The sequence below is a fragment of the Nocardiopsis sp. MT53 genome (genome assembly GCF_019598965.1).
Classification (GTDB): Bacteria; Actinomycetota; Actinomycetes; order Streptosporangiales; family Streptosporangiaceae; genus Nocardiopsis; species Nocardiopsis changdeensis.
Genome location: NZ_CP080599.1, coordinates 6,028,871 through 6,046,419 on the forward strand (window position 1 = coordinate 6,028,871; position 17,549 = coordinate 6,046,419).

Here is a 17,549-nt window from a genome sequence, read left to right on the forward strand (position 1 = left end):
GCGAAACGCCCCCATGTGTCGGGGCGCGGGACTACGGTTGGCGCATGGCTGTGAAAGTGATCCAGAGCAACGGGGCTGAACGCCACTTCCGGGACGACCGGGAACGCGGCAGCTACCGGTATGACATCCACCCCAGCGGGGCGCTGCGCATCATCAAGACGCCCGACTACAGCAGGGGCCTGGACTCCTCGTGGGTGGTGCTCGTCTACGGGCCTACGGCATGGAACGCCGTCAGTGGCACCGGATGGGGCGGCACGGACGACAACCTGACCGGGCCGCACCACAACGACGATCCGCCGAGCGACGAAGGCTTCACGTTCTAGCGGTCCCCTTCAGGCGCCGGCGCGTCCTCGCCGGCGCCTTCGTCGTCCTCGGGGTCCTGTCCGTTGACGAGGCCAGCGACAGTCCGCGGGTCGACGATCGGGTTCTCGTCCTGGATCTTCTGAACTTCCTCGGCGACCTGGTCGTCGTCCCAGTCGGGGTGGACCATCCGCACCTTGACCTCGTCGGAGGCGGCGCGGGCCCGGGTCAGCAGCTCCACAGTGCGCGCGGTCGCCTCGGGTGCGTCCTGCACACCGTCAGGCCACTCCACGGTGGGCCTCTGTGGGGTCACGTCCGCCTTGCACTGGGCTTTATCGATCTCCAGCAGCACCAGCGCGAAGCGCGCGAGTTCGGGTCGCCAGTACCCGATCTTGCGGTCCCGTGTCGCGAAGGTGCGCCGCTCCCGGTGCTGCACTTCGGTGGCGGTGATCGCCAAGTCCCCGGACTCACCGAAGGTCTGAGCACTGAACCCGGCGGCGCGGACGATCTGCTCCAGAAGGTGTTGGACGGTGCGCTCGTGCTCGTCAACACGGATGTCGAACTGCACTTCCTTGATGAGGTCAGTGAACTTATCGCCAACCCCCTGAAGGCCCTTGAGTTCGGTGAACACCTCACGCTCAAGGTCGAACGTCGCCGCTTTGCCGCGCCCGTGCGTATCCAGATAGGAGTCAGCGACGATCAGACGTGCCTTCGCCAGCCGCACGTCACGCATCCACGAGCTGTACGCCTCGTCGAGGGCGTCCATGAGCTGTTCGGCGCCCTGGTAGTCGGAGCGTCCGAGTGGGGATCCGCGCATCAGCCGGTTGGGGCGGATGTTCGGCACGTACACGATGGCGAGCCCGGTCGCTCCGGTGTCGATGCCGCCATCGGCGTCGACCTTGAAGCCCTTGGTTTCCGGCCGGTCTGCCAGCGGAAGCTTCCGGCCGAGCTGGTCACGGGACCCCTCGTACAGTCCGTGGTACACCCTGCCGGATTCGTGGCGTTCCAGGTGTCGCCACACACGCCCGTCGTCGCGTTCCTCCAGCACCTTCCACAGGGTGGCGGCGACCAGGCGTCCAGCCCGCCATTCGGGGGCGACGCAGTCGGGGATGATCGCGTCCGCGAGCACATGGTCGGCAACAGCGAGGTCCCATGACGCGCGCAGGTACACGCCGCCGTAGGGCGATGACACCTCGCCGCCTTCAAGGAGAACCGCGCCGAGGCCGCCTTCGGACATGAGGAAGTCCAGGCGCTTTTGGGTTTTCTCGTCCTCAGCGACCAGGGTGGGCGCTTCACCGAAGAGGAGTTCGGCGTTGGTGGTGGCAATGTCCCCGGCGATGGGCACGTGGATGCGGGTGGGCATCTGCTCGGGGTTGGGCGGTCGGCCCCACCAGAAGCGGGCCGCCGCACCGACTACCCCGCCGCGATACTGCGAGGGGCGCGGTGTCGGGAAGTGCCGGAGCCGGGATCCTCCGCCGCCGTACACAGCGGACAGTTCCTCTGCCGAGCCTCCGTACCATGCGCCCCATTCGTCGTAGTAGGCGCGGGGCAGGTCGGTGTCCTTGGGGGGCCATGGCACGGACGAGTCAGGGAGCGGCATGCCCCACCCCCTCACGGTCGGTAGTCATCAGGCCCGGGGATTCCCGCACTGCTGTCACTTGGAGTTGCTGCGGGAGAGCTTCGCGGACGTTGGCGTGACCGTCAGGGTGACGTCCGGCCACGGCATCGACGGGTCCAGGCTGACGCCGACCTCGGTCGCCCCAGTGAGGGATTCGACCTGCTCGAACAGGGACACGGCGAGACGCTTCCAGATGTACGCCTGCCACTGCTGCTCTCCGAGTTCACCGAGCGCCCCGTGGAACTTCTCCACGGCGCGCTGAGCAACCCGCTCAAGAGACTCGGGAGGGTGACTCATTCGAGGCCCCGCTCGCGCCGGTCCAGGATCTGCGCGAGCATCATGTACGAGTCCGCCACAGACACGAGCTGCGGAGCGGGCTGGAGCCCAGCACACGACCGCGCCTCAGCGAGAGTCGCCGCCGCGAGCGTGACCGTCTCTCGGAAGGTCGGCATCTGGGTTTCGGGGGTGGTGTCGTGCTCGGTCATGCTGCCAGTCCAATCGGGTCGGGGAGCGCAGAGCGCCACAGTGCTTCCGTGGTCGCGAGGGCGTACCTGCTGGCGTCCAGACTGTGGTCGGCGACCTTCACGGGCTTGTCCTCGCCCTTCTCTGTCGCCTTGTCATCCCACGAGTAGCCCGACACCTCGTTCGTCCACCCACGACACCGGTCCGCCACCACAAGCTGCCCCTCAGCGAGCAGCGTCGCCGTGAGCGCGATACCGCGGTTCACGTCGTTGTCCGCCGGGGTGGACGCCAACCCGTCCTGATGGAGTTGGAGCCGGAAGCTCGCGGCGGACGGGTCGACCACCACGTACTCGACCGGTATCCCCACCTGCTTCGGGTGGTGTGCGGTGCGCAGCCAAGCCCGCACCTGGTCCGAGAGTTGCCCGTCGGTGAGGCGCGGCGCCCCAGTGCGCGGGTCGTGCCGCCACTCATCCACGAGCACCAGCCGGGACCGGTCGCGGCCGCGTTCGTCACGCTCATCGGACAACCCGAGCAGCAGGACACTGGAGGCATTGGTGGTGCCGTAGTCGACGCCGGCGGCCATGATCCGCTGCAACGGAGGCAACTCCCCCCACGGGAGGACGTGCCGGTCCGGGTCCCACATCGGGTACACGGCGCCCTCAGCAGCGACCCAATCCCCGAGGATGAAACGCCGAAACCAGAGCCCCGTGAACTCGATGCGCTTCCTGGCCTTGTAGTCCTCACTGAGCGCCGGATTGTCGTCCATGGTGAACCGCCAGTACCGCCAGTGCGGCAACTGGTCCAGCTTGTCCAGGAACTTGACTTTGAGCCAGTGCGACGGGCTGTCCGGGTTCGTCGTCCCGAACAGCTGAGCGCCCTCAACCGACATGCGACCAAGGAGCTGCGTGAAGAAGTCCTCGGGGAGCACGGTGACCTCGTCGCAGTACGCGCCGGCCACCGTCATACCGCGGATCACCTTCTCCGCTTTCGCGTCCGACGCGCCGATCACATGCACCCGCCGGCCCAAGATGGTTCCTGTGGGCGCTCCGGTCGTGTACTTCACCTGGTCGGCGAAATCCCCGAACAAGGCCGGGTCCTGGAGCGGGCCCATGACGTTACGGCCGATGGCCTCACGGGTGCGGCCGATCATCACGAGCTCGCCGCCGTGCGGGGCCTCCGCCACGTAGAACAACCAGCGCAACAGGCTTGCGATGGTCTTCCCGGAGCGGATGGCGCCGTCCCAGATGTTGACCGACGCGTCACTCGTCGCGACGCTCTCCAACTGCTTCCGGCTCAGAGGGAGGCTCTCCAGCACGCTCCGCCTCCCACACCTGCTTCACCGACGCGAACAGGTTGCCCAACATCGACTTCGCCCCGTCAGCGGAGTTGGCCGCATCGACCTTCTCCAGCTCAGCGGACGCACGCACCGCCGTCTGCACAGAGGTCAGAATCGCCCGCTTGTCCGCGAACGGCGGCTCTTCAACCTCAGCGGTGTGCCACTCGCCGTCACGGCCACCGAACGCCCCGATGGTCGTGGGCTCCCACAGTTGCTTGCGGAGCCGTTCGGCGTCGGAGAGGAGGTCGGAGGCGAGCTGTGCGCGCCGAGCCCGGTTGTCGGCCTGTTTCGCGCGCGTGGCGTTCTCTGTGCTTGTACGTTCAAAAGCGTCGTTCAGACCAGCCTCTTTGGCGAAGTTCGCGACGCTTCCGGGGCTGACTCCGTGCTTTTTGGCGATGCCTCGGCAGGTTCCGCCGGCGCGGATGTCGGAGATGATGGCTGCGCGTTTGGTGTCGTCGATGCGTTGGCCGCGCCCCACAACCCCCTCACCTCCCGCCGGTTCCGGTGTCACACTGTTGGTCTCGCGTCGCCCGCTCCGGCGCTCCCCCTACTGGAGGTGTGTGATGAGGCTGTTGGTGTGGTCCGCTGTCGCGGTGCTGGTGGTGTCCGGGTGTGCGTCGCAGGCCCCCGAGGAAGCGGAGCCGTCGGAGTCGCCGTCGCCTGCTGCTGTGGAGTCGCCGTCCGCGTCGCCGTCGGTGGAGGTGGACCCGCGCTCCGCCCAGTCCATCTGTGACACGCTGCGGCTGCGGGACGTGTACGTCAACGCGGACAACTTGGAGCCTCACGAGGAGGCGCAGATCGTGATCCTGGGCATGGAGGCGAACACTGCTGCGTTGGAGGAGGATGCGGAGCCTGCGTTGCGGGAGATCGCGTTGGAGCACATGGGTGACACGGATGCGGCTGTGGAGTTGATGGTGCCGTGGTGTCAGGAGAACACGGAGCCGTTGTTGGAGTCGGATCCGTGGTGAGGTGGTCCCGGTCGCTCCGACCCCCCAGCGAGAGCGACCGGGACGATCCGGGGGTGGTCAGGCGGGGTTCTCGATCTCGTCTGCGAGCGCGCGCAAGGTTCGGACGAGGGTGGCGTTGTACTCGTCCAGGTTGTCAGCGGTGAACTCCGCCGCGACTTCGGGGCCGTTGTCCATGAGTTCGATGAGTACGCGTCCGCTCACCTGCGTGTTCTCTGCGGGAAGGACGTTCGCGCTGGGGGTCCTGTCGAAGCGGATCACGGTGTCTCCTGGGAGGTTGAGGGGTGCGCCCGGCGCGGGGACGATGCGCCGGGCACGATCAGTGGGTGGGCGTCTCGACGGGCAATGTGGTGCCACACCGTGTGCAGGAGGGTCCGCCGTTGATGATCCGGATCGACGTCTTGTAGCCGAACGGACGCCTCTCAATGACCTCGACTCCGCCCGGGGGCAGCGTGTAGTCCTCTGGATACAGGTGGCCGTGTTCTTCGCAGTCGCGGCGGGCGTGCCAGTGCTCCAGCTCTCGGATGCGCGCGTGGTCGGCCTTCATGGACACCTCCGAACACGTTCAGATACGGGGCTTCCCGCACGCGGTCCACGTCAGCAGCGCCGCGAGGTCAGCGTCAGCAGGCGGCAGGATGCGGGCCGCCAGGTCCACGGCAGCCGACGCGTTACCTCGGGCGCCCCACAGCACGCCGCTGCTGAACACGCCCCAACCGTCGCCGTGGGGTGCGACGCGCACTGCCTCGCCGCTGGAGGTCGCCCACTCGATGCCCGTGGACAGCTCCACGATCGCGTTGAAGCGCTTCGCCGCCCGCATGGAGTCCTGGGCCTGCTGCGCGAGCTGCACGTTGGTGGCCAAAACACCTCCGGGCACAACAAAGGCCCGGGGCTTCCGCCGCCGGGCCTCAAGTCTTTATAGCGATTCTCCGAATCTTAGAAACAGAATACGGAACTGAGTCAAGTTGTGCAACCTAACGGTTGAACATGCAGGTCAACGCTCGTCGTCGTACCCGCCGCGCACCAGCTCCGGCCACTCCCCGTCGGTGACCTCCCGCTCCAGCGCGTCCATGGTGTGCCCGTCGGGGATGCGCACCTGCCCGAGGACGACCAGCCGCCCGCCACGGGGCCCGTACACGGTGATCGTGGACATCCCGGCATAGGCGCGGGCGTCGATACCCTCCGCCTGGAGCCGGTCGATGACCCACAGGCCCACCGGCCCCTCGTCGATGCTGTCGCGGACTCCGACGATCCCCGCGCGGAGGATGACCTCGGCGAACTGGGAGGGGGTGAGCCATCCGGCCTCACCGACGATCCGATCCAGAGCGGCGTTCACGTGCGGCTCACCAGCGCGTGCGGGTGAGGGCGGCGCGATGCTGGGGGCGATAGTCTCAGTCATGGTTCTCCTTGCTTGCTGGCTGGGGTTCCACAGGCCCGCCGGAGCTCCACCTCCTGGCGGGCCGCTCTCATGCGGCGCGTTCTCGCCTGTCCTCGCGGATCGCCGTGTACTCGGCGTAGTCGGCATCGCCGCTGTTCACGGCAAGCAGGTCGCAGGGGCAGTACACCTCGTCCCATTCGGCGTCGTCGGCGAGCTGCATGCCGCAGTCGACGAGGTAGCCGAGCCGAGTGATGGGTCGCAGGCACGTGTCGGTGACGGGGTCGGGGGCGGCCATGTCCTCCATGTAGTACCGGTCCTCGATCGTGGTCGTCATGAGATCTCCTCGGAGTGCCAGTGGTAGACGGCGACCCGCCCGTCGTAGTCGGTGATGTGCAGCGACCCGCCAGCCGCGACGGCCTGGGTGATGGTCTCGGTGATGTCCGCGTTGGAGTCCTCGGACAGGTCGATGTGGAAGCGGTCGTCGGCCATGCGGGTCCTCTTTCGGTTGGTGCTGGTTGGTCAGGCGGCGAGTGCGTGGGCGCGGGCGTCCTGGAACGCCTTCTTGCGGGGCTTGTACGCGGCCAGCAGGGCGACGAACTGCCCCCGGGTGTAGCGGACACAAGAGCGCCGCACACCGTCCTTGAGCGCGTAGCCCTTGACGCCGTGGGTGGCCTTCTTGCGGAGGGTCGCGGCCATGCCCGTGGCGGTCGCATCGTCCACACCCAGCGCCCGCAGGTGCGACGCGATGGTGTGGCGTTCGGCCCGGTGGGCGGCGTGGGCGGCGTTGCGAGCCTGAGTGTCGGCCTGCCGCTGGAGCCGGCGCATCGCCTTCTTGATGCGGGCTTCGGTGACGGTGGGGCGTCGGCGGTCCGTGGTCTTCGTGGTCCGGGGCTGCTGAGTGGTGTCCTCGTCCTCGATGATGTCCACGTTCGTGTAGTGGACCATCGTGTATTCGCCGGTGTAGTTCCCGGCGGCGTCCGCGAAGCCGACCTTGATATTGCCGTAGAGGCTCCGGAAGCCGATTGCGATGCCTTCTGCGCCCTTGGCCCACCCGTTGCGCCCGTTGATGCGGACGCGGGCTCGGGTGCTGACTGCCTTGTCGATCTGGTTCGTGTCCATGTCCGCTCCCTCGCTCGTGCTGATGACTAACACTCTAGGCCCAACATGCGTGGCACGTCAACACGTTAGGCATGTGGTTCGTGCCCAACATGCGTGGCATCATGGAGAGATGAGCACACACCCGATCACCCGAGCAGTGGAGAAGTACAACCGCACGATCGAGCAGGCCGAGAAGGAGCGCACTCGCGCCTTCCAAGAGGTCGCCAAGGAAGGCGTTCCCCAGACGGAGATCATCGAGAAAAGCGGCTACAGCAGGGAGACCGTCCGGCGCATCCTCAAGCCCGAGATCGTCGAAGCCCAGAAGGCGCGTCGCCGAAAGAGCTGACCCGAGCCCCCGCCCTTCCGGCGGGGGCCTTCTTGCTCACGCCACCCGGGTCTTCCTCGCCGCCATCCCCAGCACATCCCCCAACCGGACGACCAACCGGGGTTTCACCGCGACCGGCACGATGCGCCCCTCGGCGACTGCTTTGCGGATCCCCCGGTCCGTCACCCCGTGCCCCATCGCACGCGCCGCCATCGCCGCCTCAGCGACCGACAACCTGCGCTCCGGAGCCGCCACACGGGCCGCCCGGACAGACTCCTCCCGCCGCTCCTCGATGTCGTCCACACGCCCCTCGCAGCCCTCCACACGGCACCGCGCCCACGTGCGGTCGGCCGGCGCGTACACCGGGTTCGAGCAGTCCGGGCACAGGCCGGCGAACACCCGCTCGGCGGGCCTGTTCACGATGTGCCGCACCCGGGCGACATGCGAGCGGATCTCCTCCACTGCCGAGTCGCCCCACTCGGCGACACGGACGATGTCCATGTTCGCGTGCAACAGCCGGGCCATGGCCGCGATGGTGTCCGCGGGAGCGGGTGCGCCGTGGTCGTCGATGAGGATCCGGCACCAGCCGGAGAGGCAGGTGTGGAGGTCGCGGCGGATGTCGCTGGCGGCGTCGTTGATGAGGAGGGGCGCCTCGGAGGGTTTGCCGCCGTTGCCGCTGCGGGGGCGGACGTCCATGCGGGCGATGGTGATGTCGAGGTCCACGTCCAGGCCGTGGAGGTCTCCGGTCGCCCAGAGGGCTCGCAGGTCGGCGGCGAGTGAGCCAATGCAGGGTGCGCACACGGTGCCGTGGTGGATGTCGGCGGCGCAGAGGCGGCAGGAAAGCGTCATCGGGTCCCCCAAGGTCGGTCTAGACTTTGACCTGTAGAGACTCGTTCCTTCCACAGCCTGGGACCGGGAACTTCTACGGGGGTTGAAGAGGGCTCGCTGTCGGGGGACGCGGGCCCTCTTCTCATGTGCGGGGGCGGGGCTCTCTCGGCAGAGGGCGACACCGGCACGATGGGTGTGCTGGTGGGAGCCCCTGGAATCCGGCCCACAGCTTGCGGGGGATGCCGCGCCCGATGGGCGGGGTGAAGCGTTTCCCCGGTCCGATGCGCTGCCCGTTCATGGCTGTGCACACCGCGCACGCCTTGCCGTCCCTGCGGGTGACCCATTCGAGGTCCAGGCCCAACCAGCGCGTGTAGCTGTAGGTGGCGGCGGATGCGGCCTGGTGGATCTTGGTGACGGCCAGCCGCACCATCCGCCGCTGAAACCGAGCGAGCTCCACTTCCGGGGTGGCGGGGGTGACGGGCACTCCCCCGGTGGGCCGTCCGGTGTGTGCGGCATCGACCCGCTGTGCCGCGTCGGCTACGACCGCCGCCACGTCCGCTTCCACGCTGGTGGGGAGGGGTTCGGCGAAGTAGGCGTTGCGCCCCATCCGTTGTCCCACGGCGGCGTTCATGGCGATCCGCGTCCCGATCGTCCAGCCCGTCTGCGCGGCACGCGACACGGCGTTCATGAGCGGCGCGACGATCGCGAGGAGCGCGGCCCCGGTGATCCCGGCGGCAACGGCAGCGGCGATGATGGCGTGCAACTCCTCGGACGCCTGCTGCTCGGCAGTATCGAGTTGCTGCGCAGGTGTGGGTGGGGCGGGAAGATCAGTGACGGTCACGGCTTCCACGCCTCCCGGTAGTCGGGGTGGTCGGCGTACACGGCAGCGAGCTGACCCAGGACTGCGTCTTCGTACCACCATGCCGAGTCGCCGTCGGCGCGCTCGAAGAACGCCAGGATTCCCCGCTTGGCCGCAACCTCGCGCTTGAGGCGGACCTCGTCCATGGCGATCGTGTTGTGCATGCGGTCGTCGTCGTACACCCACATGCCGTGGGCGGGATCGTGGACGTCGATGGGGTCGATCTCACCGCTTCGGCTTCGGTGCTTCTGGTAGTCGAGCATGTCGTCGGCGAGCCGATCTTCCTCGTCGTAGCGGGCGTTGAGGAATTCCACGATGCCCATCTGACCTCCTGTGTGCGCTATGCGAATGGTAGACGTGTTCGGCGTGCCCTGGTACGTGTCGGGGCGGGAGCGGGCCGCCCCCGACGTCAGGCGTTCACTGCTCCCCCTTGAGCCGCTTCACTTCGTCGGCGAGGCGGCGTGCGTCCCTCTCGGCGCTGTCCAGGTCGGCGCGCAGCGGGTTCACGACCTCACGGTCTTCGGCGTCCAGGGCGGCTTGCACGGCCCGCCAGATGATGGCGTTGCGGTGCGCGGGGTCGGGCGGCAGGTAGTCGTCGAGCTTGTCGATGACGTCGTAGGTGGCGGTGTAGCCGGGGCGCTGGGTCACTGGTCCTCCTGGGTGTGGGGCTCGCTGTAAGGGCTGAATCCGCACCTGTCGCACAGAGACCACTCTCCGATGCAGTAGGGGCCGGTTGATGCGAGCGCGTAGATGGGGGTGTTCGCGACGGAGTTCACCTTGCAGGTGGGGCACCACGTCTGTCGGGGTTCTCCGAAGTGGACCGGGGGCGTTTCGTGGGTGTGGCTCACTGGTCCTCCTGTGTGGTGGGGCGGGCCGAAACCCGCCCCGGGGTGGTCAGCTTCCGTGGAATTCCCACGTGTCGTGCCAGCGGCGCCCCTTGGGCTTATCGCGGGCCTTGCTTCGGTCACGGAGGCGGGCGGCGACCCTGCGCACGTACCGGACTTCGGCGCGAGTAAGGCCCTTGATCCGCCACCTGTTGACGGCCTCGTGGAGCATGGCGCCGAAGACCGCGATCCCGGCTCCGAGGGCGGCGAGGGCGACACCGGTGAGGACAGCGGCACCGGACCACATGAGGACGGCTTCGAAGGGGCTCAAAACGGAGCCTCCTCGGTGCTAGTCCATCCGTTTCGATCGCCGCTTTGCCGGGACTGGCCGAACGATCCGTTCGCGGCGTACTGCCGCTGGACCTTGGTCACCTTCGCCGTCGCGGACCTGAGCGCCGGGCCGACCTCGTCCACATCCACCTCGAACACGGTGCGCTTCTCGCCCTGCTGGGTGTCGTAGGAGCGCTGCTTCAACCGCCCCTGCACGATCACGCGCATACCTCGGGTCAGGGTCTCCGCGACGTTCTCCGCGTACTGCCGCCACACGGTGCAGGTGAGGAACATGGACTCGCCGTCCTTCCACTCCCCCGACGCGCGGTCGAAGGTGCGCGGCGTGGACGCGACCCGGAAGTTGGCGACAGCGTCACCCTTCGCGGTCATGCGGACTTCGGGATCGTCGACGAGGTTGCCGACGAGCGTGATCTGAACATCGTTCGCCATGGTCAGGCCGCCTTCTTCATGAGTTCTCGGCGACGAGTGATCGGACCGCCGACGTGCTTCCACTTCAGACCAAGAACGATGTGCCTCAAGGTTGAGACCTTGATTCCGAACTCCCTGGCCAGCTCCTTAGCGTCATCGCCGAGGGCGTAGCGCTCGCGAATCTCGATGACCTGGTCCTCGTACAGTTTTGCTGCGGGTCGGGCGCTGCCGATGGGGTGCCGACCACGGGCCCATGCGTCGTCAACGTTCTCCTGGCGGGTCCCGTAGTAGACGTGCCTGGGATTCACGCAGGAGGGGTTGTCGCAACGGTGGCATGCTTCCTTGCCCTCCGGGGTCGGGTGCCCCAGGCGAAGCTCCAGGGAGAACGCGTGCGCTGAGACGGTGCGCCCTTTTTGAACGACGAACATCCCGTGGCCGCTTGGCTTCTTGCACCCCTGCCAGATCCAGCAGGTTTGTGTCTTGCGGACCTTGGCCCAGAAGCGCTCTTCGACGGTCGGTGCGGGGCGTTCCTCTTTGGGGGTTGCCTTCCACCAGCGCAGGTAGTGCGCGTTGCACATGCCGCGCTTGAGGGGAGTCCGACTGCACTCCTCTGCCTTGCAGGTGATCTGGGTCTCTCCGGCCATGTCAGTTCTCCTTGGCGAGTGCGTCGTTGAGGTCTTCGAGGGTGATCGCGCGAGCCACGGCCAGCGCGCGGGCCACCATCGGCCCGTCGTCGCTCCACTGCCGCTCCTCGACCCGCTCGGCGGTGAGGTCCAGCCAGTCCGCGAGGGTCGTGCCGACGAGAGGGCTGAACACCGCCAGGTGGTCACTGACAGCCAGCTCGGGTGCGCGCCCGTGGTGGGACTGGTGGACGTCGGGGTCCCGGTTGGCGATCGCGGTGACGGCCTTCGCGGTGGCGGTGAGCCATGTCCATGTGTCGGCGTCACCCGAGGTTTCACGGAGGCGCCGGGCGGCGCGGCGGAGTAGGTCGTCGGTGGCCATCAGTTCTCCTTGGTGCGTTTGGGTTGCGAGGTGAGGTGCCATCCGGCGCAATGCCGACACCGGTACGCGCGAACCTCGTTCTTGGGGCGGCGGTGTCCGCGCCGGCGGGTGGATTCGAGCGCGATGAGTGCGGCGATGCGGTCGCGGTAGCGGATCTTGGGGGCGCATGGCGGGTCGGCCATCACGCCTCCCCCACCACGGCGCGGGCCTCTTCCGGGCTGGGCAGCGTGTATCCGGCCTGCTCCAGCGCCCACACGAGGTCGCCGGGGCCGAGGCCGCCGTACTCAGCGGACCGGTGCGCCCAGTCGGCGACCAGGGCGAGGATCGTGTCGCGGTCGGTGGCGGGCACGTACTGCTTCCATCCGGCCTTGTCGAGGTCGGCGGTGCGCACGAACCGGCCGCGGTCGATCGGGACGAACCAGGGGGCGTTGCCGGGGTCGTAGATCGCGACGTTGCGTTCGTCGGGGGACACGCGGATCTCGAAGCCGCGGTCGGCGTCGGGGTATTGGGGGTCGGGCGCTTCGGTCATGTCCCCTCCCGGGGCTGAGATGAGCGCTGAGCGCTCAGGAAACTTGAGCCTTATACGGACTGCCGACAAACCCCGTTCGGCCGCCAGCGTGCGCCACAGGCGCGTATGAGACGATTGGGGACGCGCCCCGCCAGGTTCGAGCTGGCGGGGCGTCGTCATGCGGCCACCGCGGTGACCCGCTCCAGCAGCAGACGGACCGCGTAGGAGCCCTGCTGCCACACCACGCCGTTACCGAGGGCGTGCAACTGCTCGGCACGGGACAGGCCGATCTCCGGCGCGGTGACGTGACCATCGGGGCAACCCATCGCCCACTCCGTGAACCGCGGCGACAACTGCGGGCGCCCGTTCTTGCCCGTCGGCTCCGTCGGCGCTGGCGCGGGGCGGCCCATGACCGACTCCCACCGGGAAACCGCCGCGGCGAACGGACCGAAGTGCTCGGGCTGAACAGCGGAGGACAGCATCAGGTCCCCCCTGGAGCCGCGCTGGTTCGGGCCGCCGTGGGATCCGTCCGACGCCCTGGGTGTCGGAAGCAGGTTCTCGATGACCTCGTTCAGCGGGCGAGCGTTGGTGCCGATCAGGTTCGACTGCCCCGACTTCCAGTCCCGGGCCGCCGGCGTCGGCAGGAGCTGCTGCTCCACCACGTCCGCCAGTGATACCGAGTGCCCGCCGGCGCGGCGCTTGTCCGGGTGCTGCGACCCGCCCCGCGACCCCTGCGACGCGTCCGGGGTGGGCAGCAGCGTCACACCGCCGGGAACAGCGCCTCCTGTCCCTCCAGCAACACTGGTTCGGGGGAAGTACGGGATTTCGCCCTTCGGCCACGCGATGACGAAGAGCCGCTCCCGCCGGTGCGGGGCGCCGACGTCGGATGCGCGTACACAAACCCAGCTCGCATCGAACCCGACGCGGGCAAGGTCGGCGAGGACGGTGTCGAATCCTCGTCGAAGGTGACCTCGCACGTTCTCAAGGACGACGAGGCGGGGTCGTAGTACGCAGATGGCATCGCAGATGTGGGGCCAGATGTGGCGCTCATCGTCGGTTCCTTTCCGGAGTCCGGCCTGGGAGAACGGCTGGCAGGGGTAGCCGGCCGTGAGGATGTCGACCCGGGGGGCGGTGGACCACGCGAGGGTCGTGATGTCGCCCAAGTTGGGGACGTCGGGGTGGTGGTGGGTCAGGATGCGGGCGGCGCCCGGGTCGGGGTCCGCGACGAACACCAGGTCGCCGCCGAGGACGGACTGCACAGAACTTTCGAGCCCGCCATAGCCTGAGCAGAGACTGCCGATGGTGAGGGTCATCACGCGCTCCTCGCATACGGGTTGCCGGGCTGCACGCCACCGGGGAACCCGATCGACCACGGCCACCGACCGCCCGACTGGAGCATGTCCGGCCAATCCCGCTCGTCCCGGTCGCCGCGCCACGGCGTGAGCTCGACCAAGCGCTTGCCCTCCTCGACCTCCACATCCGCGGGCCGCACCCCGTACCCGAACTCCGGCCAACCCATCAGGCTCGCGGACCCGCGAGGACGGTAGTCGCGTTTGCCGCCCGCCCCCAGGGCGTGGCCGGCGTGAGCCTCCATCAGCAGGCAGATGCCCTTGTCGCGGATCATGTCCAGAACCGCAAGGATCGGCGCCGTGTCGTCGTCGGTCTGCAACGCCTTCGGCGTCAGCTTGTACAGGGGCCCGATGACCAGCACGTCGGGCTTGATCAGGTTGATGCGCTTGAGCAGCCACGACACCGTCTTGTCCTGCCGCAGGTCCAGGGCGCCGAGCTTCGGCTCGATCCACAGGTTGTTCTCGGCGATGGGCCGGCCCTGGAGACGGGCTTGGGCGTGCAGCGGCCGGAGCTTGCGGCGCATCTGCGTGTCGCTGTTCTCTGCGTCCACGATCAGGACCCGCTTGGGGTCGATGTGCTCGTGCTTGAACGGGTGGATGCCCGCGGCGATCGTGATGGCGAGCTGCCGCAGCAGCGTCGACTTGCCCAGACCCTCCGCGCCCGTCAGCATGAGCCGGTCGCCGCGCTCCAGCAGCCCGGGGACGATCCAGTCGTAGTCCTCGTCCGGGACGGCGAGGAACTCGTCGACGGTCATCGTCTCCAGGTTGTCGCCGGACTCGTAGTCGCGGACCGCCTCGAACTCGTCGATGGCCTTCTGGGCCAACCCGGCGATGGCGTCCGCGGGGTCCTCGTCGGGGAGCAGGTGCGCTTTCTGGGCGACGGTCGTGCAGGTGGCGATGACGCGGCGGCGCACGGACAGGCCGCGGATCTTACGGGCGAAGTAGGGGCCGTTCGCGGAGGTCGGGACGGCTTCGACGAGCTTGAACAGGTAGACCAGGTCCACGCCGGCGATGTCGTTGCCGTCCTTGGACAGGTGGTCGTGGAGGAGGGGCACGTTGGCGTGGCCGTGTTCGGCGCGGACCCGCTGGATCGCGTGGAAGAGGAGTTCGTGGGCGGGTCGGAAGAAGTCGCCTGCGGTGACGATGGACGCCACCTGGGGGGCGGCGTGCTCGGACAGGAGCATCGATCCGAGGGCGATCATCTCGGCGTCGATGTCGTGGGGCGGCATGTAGGTCATCGGTTGGCCATCCATTCGTTGCGGGAGCTGCGCTTGGGGGCTGTGGGGGCGGGGCCGCCGTTGGCGGCGCGCGGGAGCGGCTCGTCGTTCCAGCAGTCGCCGTTGAGCCACGTGGCGGGGTCCTTGACGTAGCCGTCCAGGGCGCGGCGGTCCTGGGTGAGGTAGCGCTCCAGTCCGGCCATCAGTTGCTCGAAGGTGGTGCGCTTCAGGGCTTTGAAGAACGCGGTGCATGCCTTCTTCTTCGACACCTTGTGCGGGTAGCGGGCCCAGAACTGTTGGAAGCGCGGGTCGTCGTAGCCGCTGGGGGTGGGGGGAGCATCGCTGTGTCCCTCGCCGTGAGGCGAGGAGGGCGCGGATGCGCTATATAGATCCTTTCCTTTCCTTTCCTTTCCTCGCGGAGGATTTCCGTCGTCCTCTGGAGATCCTCCGAGATCCTCTGGAGGATTTCCGGAGGGAACGTTTTCGCTGGTGAACATGGGTAGGACGACCGCCCCGGGGTACGGCAGGGCCTCTTCGTCGCCCTCTCCTGCCGATTCGGGCATTTCGGGCGCAAGGCGGGGCCTCGGGAAGTCCTCCGGAGCCTCCTCCACCACTCCTCCGAGACGCTCCGGAAAACCTCCGAGATCCTCTGGAGACCCTCCGGAGGGCTTACGAGGACGCTCTGCTTTTGGGGTCGGCTCCCCCTCCTCCGGTGCCGGCAGCTTCGCCTTCGCCGGGTGGCTGATCTTCTGGTGCTCCGCCCACGAGGTCACGCACAGGAACTTCTTCGCGCCGACCGTGTACCGGTAGACCAGTTCGGCGTCGGACAGCTCCCACAGGTCGACGTCGACGTCCTTGGCGGTGCGCTCGTCCAGCGGCCACACGGCGGCCTTGACGAGGCGGGCGTCGTCGACACACCGGCCCTGGTCGTCGACGTGGGTCCACAGCCCGATGAAGGTGAGCCGGGCCTCGTAGGTGAGGTCAGCGATGGTGAGGCTGGTGAAGAAGTCGGGCTTGATGGTGCGGATGCGCGGCATCTGGTGCGCCCCCCGTGGGTCGTGGTCGGTCGGTTGGTCAGGCGGTCGGGACTTCGAGCTCGCGGTACCTGCGGGCTCGCCAGGCGTTGCCTCCGGGCGGCCGGCGCAGCTCTTCGGTGTCGATGGCTTCGTCGACCCAGTGGTGGGCTTGGTGGCGCAGCAACTCCAGGGCTTCGATGACCTGCCGGTCTTCGCCTCCGCCGCGAGTGATCTCGTCGGCGTACACGGCGGCGAGGTGGGTGAGGGTGCGGTCGTGGGCGCGGATGGCGTCCCCGAGGCGGCTCATCGGGTCTCCTTCTTCCGGTCGGGTGCGTGCTGGTAGCACCGCCGCCCGGGGATGTACTGGCGGGTGGGTGTGGCCCCGCAGGTGCGGCCGTGTGCGGCGTCGTAGTGGGTGCAGGGCTGGTCGGTGTCGATGCCGGTGCTGGAGGCGAGCCACGCGGCGTCCTCGGGCAGGAGGGCGGTCATGGCGCGGTCTCCAGGTCGAACAGCGGGAGCTGCACGAGGGCCACACACGCGGGCTTTGGAGCGCACTGGGGCGAGTCCCCCTTCAAACAGACCCGCTCGATGAGCTGCATTTGCGCTGCCGCCTTCTCGTCCCATTCGCGGCGGCGCTCCTCCCGGGCTCGCGCGACGTCCCCGAGGATCGTGAAGGGGGTACCGCCGCCGCCGGGCCAGCGGTCCCCGGTGCGGGGGTCGAAGCTGCGGTCGCGGGCTTCGCGCCACAGGGTGAGGTGTGTGGTGCACATGCCGTCGGGGGCGCGGACCGTGAAGCGCTGGTCGGCGGGGTGGTCGATGAGTGTTTCGGCGTGGCGGATGGTGCGCCACGCCGCGCCCTCCCATCGGTCCCATGCGGTCTGGATATGGGAGGGGACGGAGGTCCCGCAGTAGTGGTTTGGTGCGCTCACGTGCCCTCCTTGGTGTCGTTCGGTCTTGGTGTGGTTGGCGCCCGTCCGCGTCTTGCACGCGGTGTCCGGCCGCCCAAAGGGTCCGGTCGGGCTGGGGTGGGTCAGGCGAGGTGCGGGTTGGATCGGTCGGCGTCTTCAGCGTTGAGCTGGCGGACGCATCGTGGGCAGTTCACGGCGGCGTCGTCGGGGAGTGCGTGGTCTCCGGTTTGCGTGTTCGCGACGTAGTCGCATGGGGTGATGAGGTCGTAGGTGATGTCCTGGTAGGCGCGGGCTGCGTGGGTGTTGCGGCCTCCGCGGAGGCGGACCCGGTGCGGGTAGCGGCTCACGGTGTCTCCTTGGTGTTGTCGGCGGTCAGGGGCGTTTGTGGTTTGCTGGGGTGGGACCGGGGCGAATTGGGCGCCCCGGTCCCGTCGTGTCAGGCGCAGGTCGGGCAGTCCCAGTCGCGGGCGGCGACCTCGGCTTCCTTGGCCGTGTAGTGGTACTCGTCGTCGGAGCCGCCGCACGTGGCGCAGGTGACGGTGTGGCAGTCGTCGTCGAGCTGGGCGAGGTTCAGGTTGGGGTGGTCGTTCAGGCTGCCGAGCCATTCGAGGGCGGCCTCACGGGTGGGGAAGTGCGGCGCCCCCTCGCCGTGCTCGTAGGGGTCGCCCTTGGTGGGGCCGTCGGCGTGGACGAACCCCCAGCAGCGGGTGGTCGTGGTACTCATTGCGCCTCCTAGGCGTCTTCGTGGTCGGGCCAGTGGTCCGGGTCGTAGGGGTTCGTGGGGTCGCCCATCGGGCCTC

General features: G+C 68.3%; 32 protein-coding genes and 1 pseudogene. 3 read left to right on the plus strand and 30 right to left on the minus strand.

Annotation, left to right across the window (positions count from 1 at the left end):
• Positions 1-44: 44 nt before the first annotated feature.
• Positions 45-323 carry a hypothetical protein gene (locus tag K1J57_RS26915; protein ID WP_220561512.1) on the plus strand — a complete coding sequence of 93 codons (279 nt, stop codon included), beginning with the start codon at positions 45-47 and terminating at the stop codon, positions 321-323.
• Here the strand turns inward: K1J57_RS26915 and K1J57_RS26920 are convergent.
• The 5 genes from K1J57_RS26920 to K1J57_RS26940 form a co-directional block, all read right to left on the minus strand.
• A complete protein-coding gene (locus K1J57_RS26920; RefSeq protein WP_220561513.1) occupies positions 320-1,663 on the minus strand; it encodes a phage portal protein in 1,344 nt (447 codons plus the stop codon). The two genes, K1J57_RS26915 and K1J57_RS26920, sit on opposite strands and share 4 nt — an antisense overlap.
• Before the next feature lie 291 nt (positions 1,664-1,954).
• Positions 1,955-2,170 (minus strand): hypothetical protein, encoded by a 216-nt coding sequence (locus tag K1J57_RS26925; RefSeq protein WP_220561514.1) that lies wholly within the window; start codon positions 2,168-2,170, stop codon positions 1,955-1,957.
• A gap of 41 nt (positions 2,171-2,211) precedes the next feature.
• Positions 2,212-2,403: a hypothetical protein gene (locus K1J57_RS26930; protein ID WP_220561515.1), complete on the minus strand. Its 192-nt coding sequence runs from the start codon at positions 2,401-2,403 to the stop codon at positions 2,212-2,214.
• A complete protein-coding gene (locus tag K1J57_RS26935; RefSeq protein WP_220561516.1) occupies positions 2,400-3,695 on the minus strand; it encodes a PBSX family phage terminase large subunit in 1,296 nt (431 codons plus the stop codon). The genes K1J57_RS26930 and K1J57_RS26935 overlap by 4 nt, the downstream gene beginning before the upstream one ends.
• On the minus strand, positions 3,640-4,227 hold the full coding sequence (locus K1J57_RS26940; protein WP_220561517.1) for a hypothetical protein: 588 nt from the start codon (positions 4,225-4,227) through the stop codon (positions 3,640-3,642). Before K1J57_RS26940 ends, K1J57_RS26935 begins: the two co-directional genes overlap by 56 nt.
• Positions 4,228-4,279: 52 nt before the next feature.
• Between K1J57_RS26940 and K1J57_RS26945 the strand changes: the two genes are divergently transcribed.
• A complete protein-coding gene (locus tag K1J57_RS26945) occupies positions 4,280-4,684 on the plus strand; it encodes a hypothetical protein (RefSeq protein WP_255646628.1) in 405 nt (134 codons plus the stop codon).
• A 57-nt stretch (positions 4,685-4,741) separates the two neighbouring features.
• Here the strand turns inward: K1J57_RS26945 and K1J57_RS26950 are convergent, their stop codons facing one another.
• The 7 genes from K1J57_RS26950 to K1J57_RS33755 form a co-directional block, all read right to left on the minus strand.
• Complete coding sequence (locus tag K1J57_RS26950) at positions 4,742-4,885, minus strand: hypothetical protein (RefSeq protein ID WP_220561518.1); 144 nt, start codon at positions 4,883-4,885, stop codon at positions 4,742-4,744.
• Positions 4,886-5,000: 115 nt separating this feature from the next.
• Entirely contained in the window at positions 5,001-5,228 is a 228-nt protein-coding gene (locus K1J57_RS26955; protein WP_220561519.1) for a hypothetical protein, read from the minus strand.
• Positions 5,229-5,246: 18 nt separating this feature from the next.
• Positions 5,247-5,540: a hypothetical protein gene (locus K1J57_RS26960; RefSeq protein WP_220561520.1), complete on the minus strand. Its 294-nt coding sequence runs from the start codon at positions 5,538-5,540 to the stop codon at positions 5,247-5,249.
• A gap of 132 nt (positions 5,541-5,672) precedes the next feature.
• Positions 5,673-6,077, minus strand: coding sequence for a hypothetical protein (locus tag K1J57_RS26965; RefSeq protein ID WP_220561521.1), 405 nt, complete (start codon positions 6,075-6,077; stop codon positions 5,673-5,675).
• Positions 6,078-6,144: 67 nt separating this feature from the next.
• Complete coding sequence (locus K1J57_RS26970) at positions 6,145-6,390, minus strand: hypothetical protein (protein ID WP_220561522.1); 246 nt, start codon at positions 6,388-6,390, stop codon at positions 6,145-6,147.
• The gene (locus K1J57_RS26975; protein WP_220561523.1) at positions 6,387-6,545 is read right to left on the minus strand and encodes a hypothetical protein; all 159 of its coding nucleotides are present in this window, start codon (positions 6,543-6,545) and stop codon (positions 6,387-6,389) included. Before K1J57_RS26975 ends, K1J57_RS26970 begins: the two co-directional genes overlap by 4 nt.
• A gap of 30 nt (positions 6,546-6,575) precedes the next feature.
• A complete protein-coding gene (locus K1J57_RS33755) occupies positions 6,576-7,175 on the minus strand; it encodes a hypothetical protein (protein WP_255646630.1) in 600 nt (199 codons plus the stop codon).
• Positions 7,176-7,284: 109 nt separating this feature from the next.
• Between K1J57_RS33755 and K1J57_RS26985 the strand changes: the two genes are divergently transcribed.
• Positions 7,285-7,500 carry a hypothetical protein gene (locus K1J57_RS26985; RefSeq protein WP_220561524.1) on the plus strand — a complete coding sequence of 72 codons (216 nt, stop codon included), beginning with the start codon at positions 7,285-7,287 and terminating at the stop codon, positions 7,498-7,500.
• Positions 7,501-7,536: 36 nt separating this feature from the next.
• On the opposite strand, the gene K1J57_RS26990 is transcribed toward K1J57_RS26985, so the two are convergent.
• The 18 genes and pseudogenes from K1J57_RS26990 to K1J57_RS27075 all read right to left on the minus strand — a co-directional run bounded on the left by K1J57_RS26990 (position 7,537) and on the right by K1J57_RS27075 (position 17,473).
• Positions 7,537-8,328 (minus strand): hypothetical protein, encoded by a 792-nt coding sequence (locus K1J57_RS26990; protein WP_220561525.1) that lies wholly within the window; start codon positions 8,326-8,328, stop codon positions 7,537-7,539.
• 121 nt (positions 8,329-8,449) lie between these two features.
• Positions 8,450-9,157: a hypothetical protein gene (locus K1J57_RS26995; protein ID WP_220561526.1), complete on the minus strand. Its 708-nt coding sequence runs from the start codon at positions 9,155-9,157 to the stop codon at positions 8,450-8,452.
• On the minus strand, positions 9,145-9,489 hold the full coding sequence (locus K1J57_RS27000) for a DUF6221 family protein (RefSeq protein ID WP_220561527.1): 345 nt from the start codon (positions 9,487-9,489) through the stop codon (positions 9,145-9,147). The genes K1J57_RS26995 and K1J57_RS27000 overlap by 13 nt, the downstream gene beginning before the upstream one ends.
• 94 nt (positions 9,490-9,583) lie before the next feature.
• Positions 9,584-9,814: a hypothetical protein gene (locus K1J57_RS27005; RefSeq protein ID WP_220561528.1), complete on the minus strand. Its 231-nt coding sequence runs from the start codon at positions 9,812-9,814 to the stop codon at positions 9,584-9,586.
• A 246-nt stretch (positions 9,815-10,060) separates the two neighbouring features.
• The gene (locus K1J57_RS27010; RefSeq protein WP_220561529.1) at positions 10,061-10,321 is read right to left on the minus strand and encodes a hypothetical protein; all 261 of its coding nucleotides are present in this window, start codon (positions 10,319-10,321) and stop codon (positions 10,061-10,063) included.
• Positions 10,322-10,347: 26 nt separating this feature from the next.
• A pseudogene (locus K1J57_RS27015) lies at positions 10,348-10,770 on the minus strand (single-stranded DNA-binding protein); the annotation flags it as partial.
• A 2-nt stretch (positions 10,771-10,772) separates the two neighbouring features.
• On the minus strand, positions 10,773-11,393 hold the full coding sequence (locus tag K1J57_RS27020) for an HNH endonuclease (protein ID WP_220561531.1): 621 nt from the start codon (positions 11,391-11,393) through the stop codon (positions 10,773-10,775).
• A gap of 1 nt (position 11,394) precedes the next feature.
• Positions 11,395-11,751 carry a hypothetical protein gene (locus K1J57_RS27025; RefSeq protein ID WP_220561532.1) on the minus strand — a complete coding sequence of 119 codons (357 nt, stop codon included), beginning with the start codon at positions 11,749-11,751 and terminating at the stop codon, positions 11,395-11,397.
• A complete protein-coding gene (locus K1J57_RS27030; RefSeq protein ID WP_220561533.1) occupies positions 11,751-11,933 on the minus strand; it encodes a hypothetical protein in 183 nt (60 codons plus the stop codon). Before K1J57_RS27030 ends, K1J57_RS27025 begins: the two co-directional genes overlap by 1 nt.
• Positions 11,933-12,280 (minus strand): hypothetical protein, encoded by a 348-nt coding sequence (locus K1J57_RS27035; RefSeq protein ID WP_220561534.1) that lies wholly within the window; start codon positions 12,278-12,280, stop codon positions 11,933-11,935. Before K1J57_RS27035 ends, K1J57_RS27030 begins: the two co-directional genes overlap by 1 nt.
• Before the next feature lie 155 nt (positions 12,281-12,435).
• Entirely contained in the window at positions 12,436-13,572 is a 1,137-nt protein-coding gene (locus tag K1J57_RS27040) for a DNA cytosine methyltransferase (RefSeq protein ID WP_220561535.1), read from the minus strand.
• Positions 13,572-14,846 carry an AAA family ATPase gene (locus K1J57_RS27045; RefSeq protein WP_220561536.1) on the minus strand — a complete coding sequence of 425 codons (1,275 nt, stop codon included), beginning with the start codon at positions 14,844-14,846 and terminating at the stop codon, positions 13,572-13,574. The genes K1J57_RS27040 and K1J57_RS27045 overlap by 1 nt, the downstream gene beginning before the upstream one ends.
• Positions 14,843-15,862 (minus strand): hypothetical protein, encoded by a 1,020-nt coding sequence (locus K1J57_RS27050; RefSeq protein WP_220561537.1) that lies wholly within the window; start codon positions 15,860-15,862, stop codon positions 14,843-14,845. The genes K1J57_RS27045 and K1J57_RS27050 overlap by 4 nt, the downstream gene beginning before the upstream one ends.
• Before the next feature lie 37 nt (positions 15,863-15,899).
• Positions 15,900-16,148 carry a hypothetical protein gene (locus K1J57_RS27055; RefSeq protein ID WP_220561538.1) on the minus strand — a complete coding sequence of 83 codons (249 nt, stop codon included), beginning with the start codon at positions 16,146-16,148 and terminating at the stop codon, positions 15,900-15,902.
• Positions 16,145-16,330 (minus strand): hypothetical protein, encoded by a 186-nt coding sequence (locus K1J57_RS27060; RefSeq protein ID WP_220561539.1) that lies wholly within the window; start codon positions 16,328-16,330, stop codon positions 16,145-16,147. Before K1J57_RS27060 ends, K1J57_RS27055 begins: the two co-directional genes overlap by 4 nt.
• Positions 16,327-16,770, minus strand: coding sequence for a hypothetical protein (locus tag K1J57_RS27065; protein ID WP_220561540.1), 444 nt, complete (start codon positions 16,768-16,770; stop codon positions 16,327-16,329). The genes K1J57_RS27060 and K1J57_RS27065 overlap by 4 nt, the downstream gene beginning before the upstream one ends.
• 101 nt (positions 16,771-16,871) lie before the next feature.
• Positions 16,872-17,096, minus strand: a complete 225-nt coding sequence (locus tag K1J57_RS27070) for a hypothetical protein (protein ID WP_220561541.1) — start codon at positions 17,094-17,096, stop codon at positions 16,872-16,874.
• An 89-nt stretch (positions 17,097-17,185) separates the two neighbouring features.
• Positions 17,186-17,473, minus strand: coding sequence for a hypothetical protein (locus tag K1J57_RS27075; RefSeq protein WP_220561542.1), 288 nt, complete (start codon positions 17,471-17,473; stop codon positions 17,186-17,188).
• Positions 17,474-17,549 lie beyond the last annotated feature (76 nt).

What these genes read in the sequence shown, in the direction of transcription:
- K1J57_RS26915 (WP_220561512.1), top strand. Translation starts at nt 45, where the DNA reads ATGGCTGTGAAAGTGATCCAGAGCAACGGGGCTGAACGCCACTTCCGG.
- K1J57_RS26920 (WP_220561513.1), bottom strand. Translation starts at nt 1,663, where the DNA reads ATGCCCACCCGCATCCACGTGCCCATCGCCGGGGACATTGCCACCACC.
- K1J57_RS26930 (WP_220561515.1), bottom strand. Translation starts at nt 2,403, where the DNA reads ATGACCGAGCACGACACCACCCCCGAAACCCAGATGCCGACCTTCCGA.
- K1J57_RS26945 (WP_255646628.1), top strand. Translation starts at nt 4,280, where the DNA reads ATGAGGCTGTTGGTGTGGTCCGCTGTCGCGGTGCTGGTGGTGTCCGGG.
- K1J57_RS26955 (WP_220561519.1), bottom strand. Translation starts at nt 5,228, where the DNA reads ATGAAGGCCGACCACGCGCGCATCCGAGAGCTGGAGCACTGGCACGCC.
- K1J57_RS26965 (WP_220561521.1), bottom strand. Translation starts at nt 6,077, where the DNA reads ATGACTGAGACTATCGCCCCCAGCATCGCGCCGCCCTCACCCGCACGC.
- K1J57_RS26970 (WP_220561522.1), bottom strand. Translation starts at nt 6,390, where the DNA reads ATGACGACCACGATCGAGGACCGGTACTACATGGAGGACATGGCCGCC.
- K1J57_RS26975 (WP_220561523.1), bottom strand. Translation starts at nt 6,545, where the DNA reads ATGGCCGACGACCGCTTCCACATCGACCTGTCCGAGGACTCCAACGCG.
- K1J57_RS33755 (WP_255646630.1), bottom strand. Translation starts at nt 7,175, where the DNA reads ATGGACACGAACCAGATCGACAAGGCAGTCAGCACCCGAGCCCGCGTC.
- K1J57_RS26985 (WP_220561524.1), top strand. Translation starts at nt 7,285, where the DNA reads ATGAGCACACACCCGATCACCCGAGCAGTGGAGAAGTACAACCGCACG.
- K1J57_RS26990 (WP_220561525.1), bottom strand. Translation starts at nt 8,328, where the DNA reads ATGACGCTTTCCTGCCGCCTCTGCGCCGCCGACATCCACCACGGCACC.
- K1J57_RS27000 (WP_220561527.1), bottom strand. Translation starts at nt 9,489, where the DNA reads ATGGGCATCGTGGAATTCCTCAACGCCCGCTACGACGAGGAAGATCGG.
- K1J57_RS27020 (WP_220561531.1), bottom strand. Translation starts at nt 11,393, where the DNA reads ATGGCCGGAGAGACCCAGATCACCTGCAAGGCAGAGGAGTGCAGTCGG.
- K1J57_RS27025 (WP_220561532.1), bottom strand. Translation starts at nt 11,751, where the DNA reads ATGGCCACCGACGACCTACTCCGCCGCGCCGCCCGGCGCCTCCGTGAA.
- K1J57_RS27030 (WP_220561533.1), bottom strand. Translation starts at nt 11,933, where the DNA reads ATGGCCGACCCGCCATGCGCCCCCAAGATCCGCTACCGCGACCGCATC.
- K1J57_RS27035 (WP_220561534.1), bottom strand. Translation starts at nt 12,280, where the DNA reads ATGACCGAAGCGCCCGACCCCCAATACCCCGACGCCGACCGCGGCTTC.
- K1J57_RS27040 (WP_220561535.1), bottom strand. Translation starts at nt 13,572, where the DNA reads ATGACCCTCACCATCGGCAGTCTCTGCTCAGGCTATGGCGGGCTCGAA.
- K1J57_RS27045 (WP_220561536.1), bottom strand. Translation starts at nt 14,846, where the DNA reads ATGACCTACATGCCGCCCCACGACATCGACGCCGAGATGATCGCCCTC.
- K1J57_RS27050 (WP_220561537.1), bottom strand. Translation starts at nt 15,862, where the DNA reads ATGCCGCGCATCCGCACCATCAAGCCCGACTTCTTCACCAGCCTCACC.
- K1J57_RS27055 (WP_220561538.1), bottom strand. Translation starts at nt 16,148, where the DNA reads ATGAGCCGCCTCGGGGACGCCATCCGCGCCCACGACCGCACCCTCACC.
- K1J57_RS27060 (WP_220561539.1), bottom strand. Translation starts at nt 16,330, where the DNA reads ATGACCGCCCTCCTGCCCGAGGACGCCGCGTGGCTCGCCTCCAGCACC.
- K1J57_RS27075 (WP_220561542.1), bottom strand. Translation starts at nt 17,473, where the DNA reads ATGAGTACCACGACCACCCGCTGCTGGGGGTTCGTCCACGCCGACGGC.